This is a genomic window from Aquibium oceanicum, assembly GCF_001889605.1.
Classification (GTDB): Bacteria; Pseudomonadota; Alphaproteobacteria; order Rhizobiales; family Rhizobiaceae; genus Aquibium; species Aquibium oceanicum.
The window spans coordinates 1205285-1221427 of the sequence record NZ_CP018171.1 but is presented as its reverse complement, the minus strand read 5'-3'; the positions used below and the strand labels follow the sequence as shown (position 1 = coordinate 1221427).

At 66.9% G+C, this 16143-nt stretch carries 17 protein-coding genes; 8 read left to right on the top strand and 9 right to left on the bottom strand.

Annotated elements, in window-relative coordinates:
- Positions 1–10: 10 nt before the first annotated feature.
- The 3 genes from BSQ44_RS06105 to BSQ44_RS06095 all read right to left on the bottom strand — a co-directional run bounded on the left by BSQ44_RS06105 (position 11) and on the right by BSQ44_RS06095 (position 2121).
- Positions 11–823, bottom strand: coding sequence for a DUF1295 domain-containing protein (locus BSQ44_RS06105; protein ID WP_072602405.1), 813 nt, complete (start codon positions 821–823; stop codon positions 11–13).
- A 66-nt stretch (positions 824–889) separates the two neighbouring features.
- Positions 890–1546, bottom strand: coding sequence for a ChrR family anti-sigma-E factor (locus BSQ44_RS06100; RefSeq protein WP_072602404.1), 657 nt, complete (start codon positions 1544–1546; stop codon positions 890–892).
- Positions 1543–2121, bottom strand: coding sequence for a sigma-70 family RNA polymerase sigma factor (locus BSQ44_RS06095; RefSeq protein WP_072602403.1), 579 nt, complete (start codon positions 2119–2121; stop codon positions 1543–1545). The genes BSQ44_RS06100 and BSQ44_RS06095 overlap by 4 nt, the downstream gene beginning before the upstream one ends.
- A 207-nt stretch (positions 2122–2328) precedes the next feature.
- On the opposite strand from BSQ44_RS06095, the gene BSQ44_RS06090 reads away from it, so the two are divergent.
- The 3 genes from BSQ44_RS06090 to BSQ44_RS06080 are packed head-to-tail and all read left to right on the top strand — an operon-like array spanning position 2329 to position 5706.
- Positions 2329–3675, top strand: a complete 1347-nt coding sequence (locus BSQ44_RS06090; protein WP_072602402.1) for an NAD(P)/FAD-dependent oxidoreductase — start codon at positions 2329–2331, stop codon at positions 3673–3675.
- On the top strand, positions 3672–4502 hold the full coding sequence (locus BSQ44_RS06085; protein WP_179948746.1) for a DUF1365 domain-containing protein: 831 nt from the start codon (positions 3672–3674) through the stop codon (positions 4500–4502). Before BSQ44_RS06090 ends, BSQ44_RS06085 begins: the two co-directional genes overlap by 4 nt.
- Positions 4486–5706, top strand: coding sequence for an SAM-dependent methyltransferase (locus BSQ44_RS06080; RefSeq protein ID WP_072602400.1), 1221 nt, complete (start codon positions 4486–4488; stop codon positions 5704–5706). Before BSQ44_RS06085 ends, BSQ44_RS06080 begins: the two co-directional genes overlap by 17 nt.
- Before the next feature lie 27 nt (positions 5707–5733).
- Here BSQ44_RS06080 and BSQ44_RS06075 read toward each other — a convergent pair whose 3' ends face one another.
- The 6 genes from BSQ44_RS06075 to BSQ44_RS06050 form a co-directional block, all read right to left on the bottom strand.
- Positions 5734–6387 (bottom strand): CDP-diacylglycerol--glycerol-3-phosphate 3-phosphatidyltransferase, encoded by a 654-nt coding sequence (locus BSQ44_RS06075; protein ID WP_072602399.1) that lies wholly within the window; start codon positions 6385–6387, stop codon positions 5734–5736.
- A gap of 4 nt (positions 6388–6391) precedes the next feature.
- The gene (locus BSQ44_RS06070; RefSeq protein ID WP_072602398.1) at positions 6392–6781 is read right to left on the bottom strand and encodes a hypothetical protein; all 390 of its coding nucleotides are present in this window, start codon (positions 6779–6781) and stop codon (positions 6392–6394) included.
- Positions 6778–7728 carry a phosphatidate cytidylyltransferase gene (locus BSQ44_RS06065; protein WP_072602397.1) on the bottom strand — a complete coding sequence of 317 codons (951 nt, stop codon included), beginning with the start codon at positions 7726–7728 and terminating at the stop codon, positions 6778–6780. Before BSQ44_RS06065 ends, BSQ44_RS06070 begins: the two co-directional genes overlap by 4 nt.
- Positions 7725–8429: a lysophospholipid acyltransferase family protein gene (locus tag BSQ44_RS06060; protein ID WP_083534522.1), complete on the bottom strand. Its 705-nt coding sequence runs from the start codon at positions 8427–8429 to the stop codon at positions 7725–7727. The genes BSQ44_RS06065 and BSQ44_RS06060 overlap by 4 nt, the downstream gene beginning before the upstream one ends.
- 155 nt (positions 8430–8584) lie before the next feature.
- On the bottom strand, positions 8585–9295 hold the full coding sequence (locus tag BSQ44_RS06055; protein ID WP_072602396.1) for an aspartate/glutamate racemase family protein: 711 nt from the start codon (positions 9293–9295) through the stop codon (positions 8585–8587).
- Positions 9286–10002 (bottom strand): GntR family transcriptional regulator, encoded by a 717-nt coding sequence (locus BSQ44_RS06050; RefSeq protein WP_157894519.1) that lies wholly within the window; start codon positions 10000–10002, stop codon positions 9286–9288. Before BSQ44_RS06050 ends, BSQ44_RS06055 begins: the two co-directional genes overlap by 10 nt.
- A gap of 104 nt (positions 10003–10106) precedes the next feature.
- Between BSQ44_RS06050 and BSQ44_RS06045 the strand changes: the two genes are divergently transcribed.
- The 5 genes from BSQ44_RS06045 to BSQ44_RS06025 all read left to right on the top strand — a co-directional run bounded on the left by BSQ44_RS06045 (position 10107) and on the right by BSQ44_RS06025 (position 16130).
- The gene (locus BSQ44_RS06045) at positions 10107–11810 is read left to right on the top strand and encodes a thiamine pyrophosphate-binding protein (RefSeq protein ID WP_072607895.1); all 1704 of its coding nucleotides are present in this window, start codon (positions 10107–10109) and stop codon (positions 11808–11810) included.
- A gap of 91 nt (positions 11811–11901) precedes the next feature.
- Positions 11902–13176, top strand: coding sequence for an NAD(P)/FAD-dependent oxidoreductase (locus BSQ44_RS06040; protein ID WP_072602394.1), 1275 nt, complete (start codon positions 11902–11904; stop codon positions 13174–13176).
- 65 nt (positions 13177–13241) lie between these two features.
- The gene (locus BSQ44_RS06035; protein ID WP_072602393.1) at positions 13242–14219 is read left to right on the top strand and encodes a TRAP transporter substrate-binding protein; all 978 of its coding nucleotides are present in this window, start codon (positions 13242–13244) and stop codon (positions 14217–14219) included.
- 72 nt (positions 14220–14291) lie between these two features.
- Positions 14292–14813, top strand: a complete 522-nt coding sequence (locus tag BSQ44_RS06030; RefSeq protein WP_072602392.1) for a TRAP transporter small permease — start codon at positions 14292–14294, stop codon at positions 14811–14813.
- 3 nt (positions 14814–14816) lie between these two features.
- Positions 14817–16130 carry a TRAP transporter large permease gene (locus tag BSQ44_RS06025; protein ID WP_072602391.1) on the top strand — a complete coding sequence of 438 codons (1314 nt, stop codon included), beginning with the start codon at positions 14817–14819 and terminating at the stop codon, positions 16128–16130.
- Positions 16131–16143: the final 13 nt, after the last annotated feature.

Here is a 16143-nt window from a genome sequence, read left to right as displayed (position 1 = left end):
GAAGGTCCGTTCAATCCGAAGCCGGTTTCGCCGGACCGGGCCAGAAGGCATTCACACGCGCTTGGTAGCGGCGAAAGGCCTCGCCGCGCGACCGCAGCATGTGCTCCTCCAGCGGCGGGATGCCGGAGGCGTGGACGAGCAGCCAGTACATCAGGACCGGACCGGCGAGCGATGCCCACCCCCAAGCATAGCCGCCCGTTAGATCCAGCGCGATGGCAGGATAGGCAAGCCAGCCGAGCCACTCGAAGAAATAGTTCGGATGGCGCGACAGTCCCCAGAGCCCGACGTCGCAGGTCTTGCCCTTGTTGGCCGGATCTGACCGGAAGGCGCTGAGCTGCCGGTCGGCCACCGCCTCGCCGAGCACCGCGGCGAGAAGGATCGCCGCGCCCAACAGGTCGCGTAGGCCAAGCCCGGGCGCCGGGTAGTGCGCGGCGGCCATGATCGAGACGACGAGCGCGAAACCGGCCGCCGCCTGGATCTGGAGAAACCAGAAGAGCCGGCTGCGGGCCGATTCACCCCACTCCTGCTTGAGCTGGGCGTAGCGCGGATCGTCCTTGTCGCTCGCGGCGGTCCGCGAGGCGATATGGGAGGCCAGACGCAGCGACCAGGCGAGCGCCATGCCGGCTACGAGAAGCTGTCGCGCGCTCGGCACGTCTCCATCGAGGGAAAGGATTGCGGCCAGGGCGCCGCACACGCCGACGGATGCGGACCAGATCGCGTCGATCCATCCGGACTTGCCGCTTCTCAGGGCGATCCACCAGGCGCCCGTCATGATCGCGGAAAGCGCGACCGCGAGCCCGAAGATGGCAAGTGCGAGCGTCATTTGTAGGCCTCCTTCGTCGCCAGCCGGGAAGGCACCCGAACGCGGACCGGCCGCATCCGCTCGGACTCAGCCGTCGATCAGTGGCTGTATCATCCGGCCGAAGAAGCCGCGCAGGCGCATGTTTCCTTCCAGCGCCGCTATGCAGATGCACTCCGCCTTCGAATCGACCACCGGCTGGTGCTCCACCTCCGAATCGGCTTCATCCAGGTCACCCGGCACGTAGCGCCCTCGCGCGTCGGCGAAGGAACCCGTCAGGACCTGGGTGTACTCACGTCCCGTATGGGTATGCTCCGGCAGCTTGCGTCCCGCGCCGATCTTGAGCAGCATCACGTTCGCCCCCGGATCGTCGGGCAGCGTCACGCGGCTCCAGCGCAGGCCGGGACCGATCCACCACCAGCGCCCCACCTCGCAACCGTCGAGAACCTCCGGCAGCCGGATGCCGACATCCGCGCGGCGGCGCTTCGTCCCGGCCGGCGCGGAAGGCTCTTGCTCGGGCGTCACCTCGATCCTGGCCAGCGCGCGATCCAGAGCGTCGGCGCTCATCTCCACAGGCTCGATGTCGTCGAGCATCTCTCCGCCGATCGCCTCGAACTGGAGCACGCGCTCCGCGCAGACGCGGCATCCGCCGACATGGACGGCCACGACGAGGCGCGGTCCCGCATCGAGCGTGCCGCTCGCGTAGCGGAGCAAAGTCTCGTCGCTCGGATGGTGATTGATCGTCATTTCAGGTCGTCCAGAATGTGGCGCAGGCGGCCGAGCGCCAGCCTCACGCGCGATTTTACGGTGCCGAGCGGAATTCCGAGTTCGCTGGCAATTTCGGATTGCGGCTTGTCGCCGAAGAAGGAGAGCCGCAGGACCTCCGCCTGCTCGTCGGACAGGAGGTCGAGCGCGGCCCGCACCCGTTCCTCCCGCTGCACCGCCATCAGAACGGCTTCTCCCGTCGCCGGCCCATCGGGTTCGTCGGAAGGATCGAACAGTTCCGTGTTCGCCCGCGGCCGCTTCTCGCGCCTCAGCCGATCGATCCGCAGGTTTCGCGCAATGGTGAAGATCCAGGTCGAGACGCCGCCACGCTCAGCGTTGAAGTATCCGGCCTTCCGCCAGACCAGCAGCATCGTCTCCTGGGCGAGTTCCTCGGCGGCGGACGCGGAAAGCCCCCCGCGCATCATGAATGCCTTCAACCGCGGCCCGTAGTGGCTGAACAGCTGCGCGAATGCGGCACGGTCCCGCTCGATGGCGACCGCGGCGACGAGCCGCCGGGCATCGTCCGCCGAAAGGACTGTCCTTGCCTTTCCCGTCATGCCGGGCGTCCCGATCCCCGAGGGATGGAAGCCGGGCAGGACCTTATGAGCCACGAAGTGATGTGTGGATGCATTCATGCGCCCTGTTACGACCGGTCGCGCCGGGCGGATCACACCGCCGCTGGTGATCCGTGCCTCACTTGGCTGCGTAAGAGCACAAGTTACGGGACGAGGCGAGCCTCTTCCACAGAGAACTTGGAGTCGCAAATGCCCGGTGCCGCCGGTTTCCCCCCAGCACGACCGCTCGAGATCGCCGTCATCGGCAGCGGCATATCGGGCCTGTCGGCGGCTTGGCTCCTTTCGACACGCCACAAGGTCACGCTTTTCGAGCAGGGTCCGCGTCTCGGCGGCCACAGCAATACCGTGGAAACGGACGGTGTGGCGGTCGACACGGGCTTCATCGTCTACAACGAAGTTACCTATCCCAATCTGACCGCGATGTTCGACCATCTCGGAGTGCCCACCGCGCCGTCGGACATGTCCTTTTCCGTCTCCATCGACGGCGGGCGGCTGGAATATTCCGGCAGCGGCTTCGGCGGCCTCCTGGCCCAACCCGCGAACATCGCCCGGCCGCGCTTCTGGCGGATGCTGCGCGAACTGCTGCGGTTCTACCGTCAGGCGCCGTTCGACGTCGCGCGCATCGGCGAGATCAGCCTCGGCGACTATCTCGATGCGGAAGGCTACGGCAGCGCCTTCCGCGAGGACCATCTCTACCCCATGGCCGCCGCGATCTGGTCCACGCCCGCAGCCGAGATCTGCAACTATCCGGCCGCGGCCTTCATCCGGTTCTGCGAGAACCACGGGCTGCTGAGGCTCGCGGGACGCCCGGTCTGGCGAACCGTCAGGGGCGGCAGCCGCGAATACGTAAGGCGTCTGACCGAGCGCTTCCGGGGCCGGATTCTCCTGGACCACGGCGTAAGGTCCGTGGTCAGAAGCCCTGGCTCGGCCGAGGTGATCGACACGCGCGGTGTCAGCCGCCGTTTCGACCATGTCGTGATCGCCACGCACGCCGACCAGGCGCTCGGGGTGCTCGCCGATGCGGACGCAGCCGAGACACGACTGCTCGGCAGTTTCGAATACAGCCGCAACGAGGCCATCCTGCACTCCGATGTCGGCCTGATGCCGCGCCGCAAGCGCGCCTGGACGAGCTGGAACTATCTCGCCGACACCACGGGTGGAACCAAGCGCCTCTCCGTGACGTACTGGATGAACCGACTGCAGCCGCTCGACTGCGAGCAGCCGCTCTTCGTGACGCTCAACCCTTCGATGGAACCCCGGCCGGAAACCGTGAAGTATCGCCAGATTTACGAGCACCCGGTCTTCGACGCCGCCGCCATGCGCGCGCAGAAAGAGCTGTGGTCCCTCCAGGGCGAGCGCAACACCTGGTTCTGCGGCGCCTATTTCGGCGCCGGTTTTCATGAGGACGGGCTTCAGGCGGGCCTTGCCGTGGCCGAGGCGCTGGGCGGCGTGCGCAGGCCTTGGCATGTCGCCGACGAATCCGGGCGCATCTCGGTCGTCGACATCCCGCGCGGCCCGGAACTGGTGGCGGCCTGATGTCCGAATTCCGTTCCGCCGTCTATGCCGGCAAGGTCATGCACCAGCGCCTGCGTCCACGCCGGCACCGCCTGGCCTACCGCATGTTCTCGCTGCTACTCGACCTGGACGAGATCGACGCGCTCTCGCGGCGGCTCAGGCTGTTCTCGCGCAATCGTTTCAACCTGTTCGGCTTTTTCGACGGCGACCACGCCGACGGCTCGGGCCGGCTGCTGCGCAGCTATGTCGAAGAGCAGCTTCGCGCCGCCGGCCTCGTCGTGGATGGCGGCGCCATCCGGCTCTTCTGCATGCCGCGCGTTCTGGGCTACGTGTTCAATCCGCTCAGCATCTACTTCTGCCATCTGGCGGACGGGCGCCTTCATGCGTTACTGTACGAAGTCAGCAACACCTTCGGAGAGCGTCACAGCTATCTGATACCGATCGAGGATGATGGCAGCGTCGGGAGCATCGAGCAGCATTGCGAGAAAGAGTTCTATGTGTCTCCGTTCATTTCCATGGCCATGCGATACGACTTTCGCGTCGATCCGCCGGCCGAGCGGACATCGATCCACATCACTGCGAGCGACGGCGACGGCCCCCTGATCGTCGCGGCCTTTTCGGGACAGCGCCAACCGCTGACCGACGCCACGCTTGCGCGGATGTTCTTCGCCTATCCGCTGCTCACCGTGAAGGTGATCGGCGGCATCCACTGGGAGGCGCTGAAGCTGTGGGCGAAAGGCGTGAAGCTCACGACGCGCCCCGCTCCGCCAGAGACGCCGATCACCTTTGTGGCAGCGAACTCGCGACACCTGCACGGGGACGCCGAACCTGATGTCGCTCGATGTTGATCACACGTCCGGTCGGCTGCGCCCGTTCGGGGCCTTGGCCGCGCGTTTCCTGCGCAAACTCCTTTCCTGCGCCACGGTCGGTCAGATTTCGGTGCGCACCCCCGAAGGCGTGGTGCTCGAACACCAGTCCGGTACGCCGGGGCCCGAAGCCGTCCTCCACCTGAACCGCTGGAGCGCGGTGCGGCGCCTGGTCCTCGGTGGCGACATCGCCTTCGCCGAAGCCTATTTCGACGGCGAGTGGTCGACCCCCGACCTCGCCGCGCTGCTCGAACTGGCTGTGGCCAACATGGAGCAGATCGACCGCACGATTTCCGGCTCCTGGCCGGCCCGCACTGTGAACCGGCTGCGCCATCTCCTGCGGGCCAACAGCCTGTCGGGCAGCAAGCGAAACATCGCCTATCACTACGATCTCGGCAACGAATTCTACCGGCTCTGGCTCGATCCGAGCATGACCTATTCGTCCGCCCTCTACCGGGCACCCGGCGAGACGCTGGAGCAGGCGCAGGAGAACAAGCTGCGCCGAATCGCCGAACTCCTGTCGCCGCAGCCCGGGCAGCGCGTTCTCGAAATCGGCTGCGGCTGGGGCACGCTCGCCACCCGGCTGGCCACCTCCGGCGCCGACGTGAAGGGCATCACGCTTTCGTCCGAGCAACTGGCCTACGCGCGCCAGTCCGCCGAACGCGAGGGCCTGGCTGACCGCGTCCGGATCGAACTGGAAGACTATCGCGACAGCGCAGGCTCGTTCGACCGTATCGTGTCCATCGAGATGATCGAAGCGGTCGGCGAGCAGTACTGGCCGGCCTATTTCGGCAAGGTGCGGCAGTTGCTGGCCGACGGCGGCAGGGCCGTGATCCAGGCGATCACCATCGACGAGAGCCGCTACGAGCAATACCGAAACGGCGCCGACTTCATCCAGACCCATGTGTTTCCGGGCGGGATGCTGCCGTCGAAGGCGCTCATCGACCAGCACGCCAGGGACGCCGGACTGAAGCTCGTCGGCGCCGAGTATTTCGGCCAGAGCTATGCCCGCACGCTGGCGGAGTGGCGCCATCGCTTCCGGCAGAGCTGGACGGCCGTCGAACAGCTCGGCTTCGACCAGCGCTTCCGCCGGCTGTGGGAATACTACCTCGCCTACTGCGAGGCCGGCTTCAAGACGCGCAACATCGACGTCGGGCTCTACGTGCTGGAGCCCCGCACCGACTGACGCTGCCGCTCGGCAGCGCGCATCGGCTCAGTGCGGGCTCCCATGCAGGCCAATGACGATCTGCGCGGCCCGCCGGGCGGCCGTGACAGCCGCGCCGACGGCGACGATCCATAGCGCCGCAATCAGCACGGTGTGGACCTCCCCGCCAAGGAACACTTCTGCCGCAGCCGCGGCGAGCGCGGCCAACGTCATCACCGCCATGCGGTGCTGTTTAGCCATCGGACCCGAAAAATCCGCTGGCAGCCCGCAGGCCCGTCCGAGTTCGCGCGTGTAGGCCGTCAGGATCGCCATTGCCGCCGCCGCCCAGCCGAGCGCCGGTCCTCCCGCGCCGAGCCCCGCGCCCACCAGGATCAGGATGTCAGCCACCCGGTCGGGGAACTCGTTCCAGAAGGCGCCGTCGGGCTCCTTCTTGCCGGCCTCGATCGCGACGAGACCGTCGAGGAGGTTGCACAGGAGCCGGATCTGGCAGAACAGCGCCGCCGCAACGAGAAACAGCGCGGCGCTCCATCCCTGCGTGTCGCCAGCGCCCCAGAAGCAGGCGCCCGCGACGGCAGCGGCGAGGATGCTTCCCATCGAAATGCGGTTCGGCGTGATGGAGGTGGCGGCGAGCCTACGGGTCAGCGCCTGCGCCCAGCGCGTGTCGCGGCTCGCCAGCGGGCGGCGGTCGGGAGCGTCCGTCATGGCGTCATGTCCTCTCGCGCCGCCACAGCGCATGGCTGTAGAGCGCCGCATAGCCGGTGGAGATCGCAAGCGGCAGTGCGATGGTGCGCAGGATTTCCGGCGTGCCGGAGAGCGTATGCAGCGTCACGAGCACAGCGAGCGAGGTTGCGAAGGCGATGGCTGGCGGCAGCAACAGGCGCCCCATGCCCTCGAAGCGCGCGGACAGCGCCTCCACCGTCCGCTTCAGAAAATAGGTGATGGTGCCCGAGATCGCGCCCTGCACCAGCCCGGCCAGAAGCGGCGCCGGCATGGCGTGCATGCGGTTGGCGAATACGGCCCAGCCGCCCATCGCGGCGAAGGCGACTAGCACGTGCGCCGCGCTGCTACGGGCCAGGGTTGGGACCTGCGTCCTCATGTCAGCGACCATCCGTAGCGCACCAGATGGAAGAAGATGGGCGCCGAGAAGATGACCGAGTCCAGCCGGTCGATGAAACCGCCATGGCCGGCGATCAGGTGGCCCCAATCCTTGACGCCGCGGTCGCGCTTGATCGCCGACATGACGAGCCCGCCGAAGAATCCCATGAGGACGATCGCCAGCGACAACAGCGCCGCCTCAATGGGGCTGAACGGCGTGATCCAGGCGAGCGCCGTGCCCAGCGCCACCGCGCTCAAGCCGCCCCCGACGAGCCCCTCCAGCGTCTTCGATGGCGACAGTTTCGGCGCGATCTTCGCGCGGCCGAGGAGCTTGCCCCAGACGTACTGCATGACGTCGCTGCTCTGAACGACGATGACCAGGAACGCGATCAGGAGCACGTTTCGCCCCTCGAAGCCGGGTATGTCCAGCGTGAGCAGCGCCGGCACGTGCGAGACGCAGAAGACGCAGATCATCAGCGCCCACTGCACCTCGGCGATGCGAACGAGGAAGCGGTCCGTGTCGCCGCGCAGGCTGGACACGATCGGCATCAGCAGGAAGGCGTAGACCGGGATGAAGATCGAATAGAGCCCGTACCACCCGGTCCAGACCAGCCAGTACTGCGCCGGCAGGATGACGAAGAAAGCCCCGGCCAGCGCCCAGTGGTCGGCGCGGCGGGTGTTGGTCAGCGTCACGAACTCGCGCAGCGCGGCGAAGGAGCAAAGCGCGAACAGCAGCGTCACCCCGGTGCGTCCGCCGATCAGGGCGAGCCCCATGACGATCGCCATCACCCACCAGGCATCGATCCGGTCGCCGAGGTTCTCGATCACGGCGTTCGAACCGCCGGGCGACAGCCGGACGCGCAGCACGTAGGCGACGGCAGAGGCCGCGAAGAGCACGGCCGCAAGCCCCAGGAGCAGGGTGAGCAGGTCAGGATGCGGCGCGGTCATGGCCGGTTTCCGTTGGGTGCGAGGGAGAGCAGCGCGATCTCGGCGCGCCGAAGGAAGTCCTCCTTGGACTCGGCCTCGCCGACATGGAGGGCGGCGCCGAATGTGACGGTGCACACGAGCGGGATGGGCACGATCTCGCCCTTGGGGAGGACGCGGTTCAGGTTGGCGATCCAGACCGGAACCAGTTCGATGCCCGGGCACGCCCTTGCGAGATGGTAGAGGCCGCTCTTGAAGGGCATCAGCGGCAGGTCGCCGGTGTTGCGCGTGCCTTCGGGGAACACGATCAGCGACGCACCCTCGCCCACCGCCCGGGTCATCTGATCGACCGGATCCTCGGTTCGACGTTCCCTGTTGCGCTCGATCAGGACGGCGTTGAAGACCTCGCGGCCGACGAAGCGCCGCAGCCTCCCCTTCATCCAGTAATCGGCGCCGGCCACCGGCCGCGTGTGGCGGCGCAAGCGCGGCGGCAGAACGGCGGAGACCAGGATGAAATCCCCGTGGCTCGAATGGTTGGCGAAGTAGATGCGCTGGACGTCGCGCGGCTCGACGCCCTGCCACTCGCCGCGCACGGCGGTGACGATCCTGGCGAAACCGAGCACGAGGCCGGCTGCGCGGCGGGCGAGGAAGCGCCGGAGCCATCCGGCCACGCGCGAAGGCGTGCGCTCCCGGTGCCGGCCGGGCGGGTGTACGGAGATGTTCATGTCGAAAGCAATCCGCAAGCAAGGCGACTGCGCACGGATTCGTGCACCCGCCCTGCGGCATCAATGCGCGCGTTCGGTATCCTGACGATTGCCGCCGGCGCCCGATGTGTTTCGGCGGCGAAACAGGTTTGAAACAGAGACGCGGCGAGGCAGGGTCAGTAGGTGCGGGGCACCAGCGCGGCCTGGAACCACCGCACGAAGGTCTCGATCGAGAAGACCGGAAGGCCGGTCGCGGCGCGAATGTCGGCCGCGTAGGGCACCATGTTGGTGCATTCGAGCACCAGCGCGCCGAGATCGGGATTGGCGACCACGAGGGCGCGCGCCGCCTCGACATTGTCCTGCCGTGCCGCGTCCACGTCGAGCTCCAGTTCGTTGCCGAGAATCGCGCGGGTGAATTCGCGCCCGCCCTCCGTCGTGCCGACCGGCGTGCCCTCGGGAACACCGGCCTTTTCGAGGTGCAGCGGCGTCAGCGTGGAGCCGGAGATGGTGAGGATACCGGCGCGCCGGCCTTTCGGCAGCAGTCGATTCACCTGCGCCACCTGCATCAAAGAGGAAGTCGCGACCGGTACGCCGACCGCGTCGGCCAGCTCCTCCTGGAACAGCGACAGGAACCCGCAATTGGTCGTGATGCCGTCAACCCCGTCGGCGACAAGTTCGCGCGCCGCGGCGACGAAGACGTCGAGCAGACCCTCGGCACCGCCGCGCACGACGCGGTCGGGTGTCGCCGATCGCACGATCTTGTAGTGCACGGGGAACGGCCAGGTGGTGGCATTGCCCATGTCGCCGGGAATCCTCGGAAACCGGGCGTCGAGCATCAGGATGCCGACCGCCGCGCCGTAGATCGATTTTCCGCCTGTTACGCGCATAGTTCCTCCGCCGACTTGAAGGCAGGATGGACGAAATCCTCGTCGACGAACAGGCGCGCGTGGCACTCCTTCAGCGCCTCGGCGATCTCGTCGCGCCGCCGCACGATGTGCCGGTCGACCAGCGCCACCGCCTCGCCGGCCTGTCTGTTTCCGATTGCATCGAGGATTTCTCGATGCTCGCCCTGTGTGCGGCCGCGTCGCGCTTGCATGTCCACCCATCGGAAGAAGCGGATGCGGGCGTTGACGTTTCGCAGCGTGCGCAGCATTTCGCCATTGCCGGACCAGCCTGCGATCGTCTCGTGGAAGTACTCGTCGTAGGCGAGCACGTCCTCCAGCGTACGACCCTCCTCGCCCGCCGTGCGCTCCAGAAAGGCGCGGAGTTCCGAAATCAAGTTGTCGCTCGCCAGTTCGACCGCGCGCTCGACGGCGAAGCGCTCGATCGCCTGCCGCAACTGATAGAGGTCCTGCACCTCTGCGACGGAGTATCTCCGGCAGAAGAAGCCGCGTCCGCTCTCGAACGTGACGAAGCCCTCGGACACCAGCCGGTTGAGCGCCTCTCGCAAGGGGGTGCGGCTGGCGTTCAGTTTTGCCGCAAGCGCGACCTCGTTGATGCGCTCGCCCGGCCGCAGCCGGAAATCGACCGCCATCGCGCGGATATCGGCGAGCAGTGCGCCGACCATTCCGTCCGTCTCCGGGGGTTTCGACACGCTTGACTCTCCCGTTCTCTTCGAACCAGTATTCAGGTCTGTATACAGTTCAGATGATCCGTAAGGAAGCCGGATGGCATCGGATCGGCGGGGAAATCGAGGGCATGAACTCACGCAACAACGCGAACACGCTCACCGGCGCGGAAGCCATGGTGAAGATGCTCGAAGCCTATGGCGTGAAACACGTCTTCGGCCTGTGCGGCGACACGACCCTGCCGCTATACGATGCGCTCCACCGGCTGGACCACGGCATCACCCACCTCCTGACCCGCGACGAGCGACATGCCGGCTACATGGCCGACGCCTATGCTCGCGTCACAGGGCGGCCGGGCGTCTGCGAGGGTCCGTCGGGCGGTGGCGCGACGTACATCCTGCCGGGCGTCGTGGAGGCGAACGAGAGTTCGATCCCCGTGCTTGCCATCAATTCCGACGTCTCCACCACCTCGCGCGGGCGGTATCCGCTGACCGAGCTCGACCAAGTGGCGATGTTCCGGCCGCTCACCAAGTGGAACGCCTCGCTGGACGACGCGCAGCGCCTGCCGGCCATGCTTCGCCGCGCCTTCCGCGAGATGACCACGGGCCGCCCAGGCGCGGTGCACCTGGCGCTGCCTTTCGACACCCAGAAAAATCCCGTCACGCCGGACGAGATCTGGGCCGATGCCCGCCACCAGACCTTTCCCGCTCTCGCTGTCGCGCCCGATCCGGCGGCGGTCGAGGCGGCGGCAGATGCGCTTCTCCAGGCCCGCAAGGCCGTCGTGATGTGCGGCGGCGGCGTGGTGATTGCCAGCGCCATGGAGGCGCTGGCAAAACTCGCGGACATGCTCGACCTGCCCGTCGCGACCACCGTCTCCGGGCAGGGCTCCATCGCAGAGACCGATCCGCGCGCGGTCGGCGTGGTCGGGTCGAACGGCGGCGTGCCGGCGACACGCGCCGTGGTCGACGAGGCCGACCTCGTGCTCTACGTGGGCTGCCGCGCGGGCTCCGTGACGACGGAGCGCTGGCGCTCGCCCGGCCCCGATGCCCGCATCGTCCACATCGATTCCGATCCGGCGGTGATCGGCGCGAACTATCGGACAGACGTCGCGCTCGCCGGCGATGCCCGGCTGGCGCTGGAGGCGATCGCCACGGCGGTGGCGCGGCGCGGCGGGGCTTCCGGCAACGACGGCGTTTCGCGCGCAAAAGCGGCCTGGGCGGCGAAGCTCGCCGCGTTCGATCCGCTTGCCGCTTCCGACGAGGTGCCGATCCGCCCCGAGCGCGTCGTCGCCACGCTCCAGCGCCTGCTCGATGCCGATGCGATCGTCTGCGCCGATCCCGGCACGCCGTGTCCCTATTTCTCGGCGCACTATCGCTGGCCGTTGGTCGGACGCCACTTCATCACCAACCGCGCCCATGGCGCGCTCGGATTCGCGATGGGCGCGGCGATCGGCGCCCATGTCGGCCGCCCCGGCGTCAAGACCGTCTCGGTGATGGGCGACGGCTCCTTCGGCATGAGCGTCGGCGAACTCGAAACCGTCGTGCGCTACCGCATGCCGATCACCTTCGTGACGCTCTCCAACAGCGTCTTCGGCTGGATCAAGGCCGGTCAGCGCTCCGGCTTCGGCGCCCGTTTCCACAACGTCGACTTCACGCGTACCGACCATGCCGCGGTCGCCGCCGCCTACGGGCTGAAGAGCTGGCGCGTCGAGGATCCGGCCGATCTCGAACCGGTGTTGAAACAGGCGCTCGAAGCCGGCGAGCCGACGCTGGTCGACATCGTCACCCAACCCCTCGACGAAGCGGCGGCGCCGGTCTCGGAATGGGTCGCGTGATGTGTCAAACACGATTTGCCGATAAATCGTTGACATTTTGTCCGCGTATGGCAGGATCGGTCGAAGACGAAAGCCGCAGACAGGGGAGCTGATGGCCGTACAGGGAGACGCCAGGTCCGAGAACGCCAAGCCACCCGTGGCCGTGGTCGGTGCCGGCATCGTCGGCGTCTCCACAGCGCTCTGGCTGCAGCGCGACGGCCATGACGTCGTCCTGATCGACCGCGGAGAACCTGGTGAAGGGACGAGCTACGGAAACGGCGGCGTGCTCGCCTCCTGCTCCATCGTGCCGGTCACAGTTCCGGGCCTCATGCGCAAGGCGCCGCGCATGCTATTCGATCCCGCCCAGCCGCTCTTCCTCAAATGGTCCTACCTGCCGCGCCTCCTGCCCTGGCTGCGAAAGTACCTCTCGCACTGCACGCCCGAACAGGTAAACCGCATCGCCGATGCCATGCTGCCGATCGTCGGCGACAGCCTCGCCGACCACCAGGCGCTGGCTGCGGGAACGGGCGCGGAGAAGTGGCTGAAGCCGTCGGACTATGTCTTCGTCTACAACGACCGCGCCCACTATGCCGGCGACGCCTTCGGCTGGGGCATCCGCAAGGCGCGGGGCATGGTATGGGACGAACTCGAGGGCGAGGCACTGCGAGCCTATGACCCGGTGCTCGATGCGAAGCTCGGCTTCGCCGCCCGCTTCGGCGACCACGGCACGATCACCGATCCCGGCCGCTACGTGAAGGACCTCGCCGTCCATGTCGTCGCCAATGGCGGCCGGCTGGTCAGGGGCGAGGTCACGGATTTCGTGCGGACGGACGGCCGTGTCACCGGCGTGCGCGTCGGCGGCGAGACCATCGACTGTTCCGCGGCAGTCCTCGCCACCGGCGTCTGGTCGAAGGCGCTCTGCCGCAAGCTCGGCCTCGACGTGCCGCTGGAAAGCGAGCGCGGCTACCACGTCGAACTTTGGGAGCCGTCCGTCATGCCGCGCAATCCGCTGATGATTGCGTCGGGCAAGTTCGTCATGACGCCGATGGACGGACGCCTGCGGCTCGCCGGCATCGTCGAGTTCGGCGGGCTCGACGCGGCGCCCTCGCGCGCGCCGTTCGACCTCCTGTTGAAGAACGCGCAAGCCGCACTGCCCGGCCTGCGCTGGAAGGAAAAGACCGAATGGATGGGCCACCGGCCCGCTCCGGCCGATTCCATTCCGCTCATAGGCGAGGTGCCTGGCACCAGGGGGATGTTCCTCGGTTTCGGACACCACCATGTCGGTCTGACCGGCGGGCCGAAGACCGGCCGCATCCTCGCGCAGCTGGTTTCCGGCCGCAGGCCGAATTTAGACCTTGCGCCTTACGCCCCTTCGCGTTTCCAATAGGAAAAACAAGACGACGAGATCACCGGGAACTTCACTTCAGCCAACATAATGATGGGAGAATGACAATGACCAGGACACTCAAGACGCTTCTCGCCGCAACCGCCATGTCCGGCATGGCCGCCGGCGCGGCGCTCGCCGAGAAATGGGATATGCCGATGGCTTATCCGGCGACCAACTTCCACTCCGAGAACGCGGCCGAATTCGCCGCCTGCGTCAACGAGGGTACCGGCGGCGAACTGGAGATCGTCACCCATCCGAACGGCGCGCTCTTCGCCGGCAACGACATCAAGCGCGCGGTGCAGACCGGCCAGGCGCCGATCGGCGAGCGTCTCCTGTCGGCCCACGCCAACGAGAACCCGCTCTACGGCGTCGATTCCATCCCCTTCCTCGCCACCTCCTTCGCCGACTCGGAAAAGCTCTGGGAAGCGGCGAAGCCGAAGCTCGAAGAGGTGATGGACAGCCAGAACCTCGTCTACATCTACGCCGCGCCGTGGCCGCCGCAGGGCCTCTACTTCAAGAAGCCGGTGGAATCCGTGGCCGACATGCAGGGCATCAAGTTCCGCGCCTACAACGCCGCGACCGCCCGCATCGCCGAACTCGCCGGCATGGCGCCGGTGCAGATCGAGGCCGCGGAGCTCAGCCAGGCGCTGGCGACAGGCGTCGCCGAGAGCTTCATCTCCTCGGGCTCCACGGGCGTCGACTCCAAGGTTTGGGAAAGCCTGACGCACTTCTACGACGTCCAGGCCTGGCTGCCGCGCAACGCCGTCTTCGCCAACAAGGACGCCTTCAACGCATTGAGCGACGAGGCCAAGAAGGTGGTCATGGATTGCGGCGCCGAGGCCGGCAAGCGAGGTGCTGCTAAGTCGGAGGAACTCACCGCCGGCTACCTGAAGACGCTCGCCGACAACGGCATGACCGTCAGCGAGCCCAGCGAGCAGCTCAAGAGCGACCTCTCCAAATTCGGCGAGACGATGACGCAGGAGTGGATGGACGCCGCCGGTCCCGACGGCAAGGAAATCGTCGATTCCTACAAGGCGATGTGATCTCCGCCGATCCTCGTGTAGCGGTCCGGCTCCGGCCGGACCGTCCCTCCACAGCATTGCCGGGGACATTCGATGACATCGACCATCAGGCGCGTCCTCGACGCGATCTATGATTCCGCGGCCGTGCTCGCCGCGATCTGCCTCGTCCTCATCCTGATCGTGATCGTGCTGCAGATGGCCTCGCGCTGGACCGGCATCTCCTTTCCCGGCTCGACCGCCTATGCCGGCTACCTGATGGCGGCTTCGTCCTTCCTCGCCTTCGCCCATGCGCTGAACCGCGGCGCGCATATCCGCGTCAGCCTGCTTCTCACCGCGCTCGGCGGGCAGCGGTTCTGGGGCGAGCTCTGGGGCCTTCTGATCGGAACGGCCGCGAGCACCTATCTCGCCTGGTATGCCGTGAAGGCAGTCTACTGGTCCTACGCCTTCAACGACATCAGCCAGGGCCAGGACGCGACGCCGATCTGGATCCCTCAGCTTCCCGCGGCCGCCGGCGCCGTCCTGCTCGCAGTCTGCTTCGCTGACAATCTTCTCACGCTCGTCCTCACGCGCAGGGACAACATCCGCTCCTCCGCCATCGACCAAACGGCGGAATAGGCGATGGAACAGCTCCTCCCGATCGGCATATTCCTCTTCGTCCTTTTCCTGCTTCTCGGCACCGGCGTGTGGATCGGCCTGGCGCTGCTCGGCGTCGCCTGGGTCGGCATGGAACTCTTCACCCTGCGGCCTGCCGGCGATGCCATGATGACCGTCATCTGGCGCTCCGCTTCCTCATGGACCCTGACGGCGCTGCCGCTCTTCATCTGGATGGGCGAGATCCTTTATCGCACGCGCCTGTCGGAGGACATGTTCAAGGGCCTGTCGCCCTGGATGGCGCGGCTGCCGGGCGGCCTCCTGCACACCAACGTCGTCGGCTGCACGGTCTTCGCCGCCGTCTCCGGCTCTTCCGCCGCGACGCTGACGACGGTCGGCAAGATGTCGATTCCGGAGCTCAGGAAACGCAACTATCCTGAAAACCTGGTGATCGGCACGCTCGCCGGCGCCGCGACGCTCGGCCTGATGATCCCGCCGTCGCTGACGCTCATCGTCTACGGCGTCACGATCAACGAATCCATCACCAAGCTGTTCATCGCAGGCATCGTGCCCGGCCTCGTGCTGGCGGCGATGTTCATGCTCTACGTGGTGGCGATCTCGCGCTTCTCGAAGGACTACAAGCCGGATCCCGAACCGGAAATGACCTTCGCCGAGCGCATCTCCAACTCGCGCTTCCTCATCCCGGTCCTGCTCCTGATCCTGGTGGTGATCGGCTCCATGTATCTCGGCTACGCCACCGCGACGGAGGCCGCCGCCATCGGCGTCATCGGCGCGCTGGTGCTTGCCGCCACGCAGGGCTCGCTGACATGGGCGAGTTTCTCCGAAAGCCTGCTCGGCGCGACCCGCACCTCGGCAATGATCGCGCTCATCCTGTCGGGCGCCGCCTTCCTGTCGCTCTCCATGGGCTTTACCGGCCTGCCGCGCGGGCTCGCCGAGTGGATCGGCTCGATGGAACTCTCCCGCTTCGAACTCCTGATGATGCTGCTCGTCTTCTACGTCATCATCGGGTGCTTCCTCGACGGCATCTCGTCGGTGGTGCTCACCATCGCGGTCGTGGAGCCGATGATCCGGCAGGCCGGCATCGACATCATCTGGTTCGGCATCTTCATCGTCGTGGTCGTGGAGATGGCGCAGATCACGCCGCCGATCGGCTTCAACCTCTTCGTGCTCCAGGGCATGACGCATCACGAGATGAACTACATAGCGCGCGCCGCCTTCCCGATGTTCCTCATCATGGTGGTGATGGTGTTCGTGCTCATCGCCTTCCCCGACTTGGCGACGTGGCTGCCCGAAAACATGCGCCAGACCGCGGCGCACTGAGGGCATACCGCAG

Bases quoted from the DNA above. Each gene is read 5' to 3' on its own strand.
- BSQ44_RS06090 (WP_072602402.1), top strand. From the start codon at position 2,329: ATGCCCGGTGCCGCCGGTTTCCCCCCAGCACGACCGCTCGAGATCGCC.
- BSQ44_RS06105 (WP_072602405.1), bottom strand. From the start codon at position 823: ATGACGCTCGCACTTGCCATCTTCGGGCTCGCGGTCGCGCTTTCCGCG.
- BSQ44_RS06045 (WP_072607895.1), top strand. From the start codon at position 10,107: ATGAACTCACGCAACAACGCGAACACGCTCACCGGCGCGGAAGCCATG.
- BSQ44_RS06040 (WP_072602394.1), top strand. From the start codon at position 11,902: ATGGCCGTACAGGGAGACGCCAGGTCCGAGAACGCCAAGCCACCCGTG.
- BSQ44_RS06075 (WP_072602399.1), bottom strand. From the start codon at position 6,387: ATGACGGACGCTCCCGACCGCCGCCCGCTGGCGAGCCGCGACACGCGC.
- BSQ44_RS06080 (WP_072602400.1), top strand. From the start codon at position 4,486: ATGTCGCTCGATGTTGATCACACGTCCGGTCGGCTGCGCCCGTTCGGG.
- BSQ44_RS06030 (WP_072602392.1), top strand. From the start codon at position 14,292: ATGACATCGACCATCAGGCGCGTCCTCGACGCGATCTATGATTCCGCG.
- BSQ44_RS06065 (WP_072602397.1), bottom strand. From the start codon at position 7,728: ATGACCGCGCCGCATCCTGACCTGCTCACCCTGCTCCTGGGGCTTGCG.
- BSQ44_RS06025 (WP_072602391.1), top strand. From the start codon at position 14,817: ATGGAACAGCTCCTCCCGATCGGCATATTCCTCTTCGTCCTTTTCCTG.
- BSQ44_RS06060 (WP_083534522.1), bottom strand. From the start codon at position 8,429: ATGAACATCTCCGTACACCCGCCCGGCCGGCACCGGGAGCGCACGCCT.
- BSQ44_RS06100 (WP_072602404.1), bottom strand. From the start codon at position 1,546: ATGACGATCAATCACCATCCGAGCGACGAGACTTTGCTCCGCTACGCG.
- BSQ44_RS06035 (WP_072602393.1), top strand. From the start codon at position 13,242: ATGACCAGGACACTCAAGACGCTTCTCGCCGCAACCGCCATGTCCGGC.
- BSQ44_RS06070 (WP_072602398.1), bottom strand. From the start codon at position 6,781: ATGAGGACGCAGGTCCCAACCCTGGCCCGTAGCAGCGCGGCGCACGTG.
- BSQ44_RS06095 (WP_072602403.1), bottom strand. From the start codon at position 2,121: ATGACGGGAAAGGCAAGGACAGTCCTTTCGGCGGACGATGCCCGGCGG.
- BSQ44_RS06055 (WP_072602396.1), bottom strand. From the start codon at position 9,295: ATGCGCGTAACAGGCGGAAAATCGATCTACGGCGCGGCGGTCGGCATC.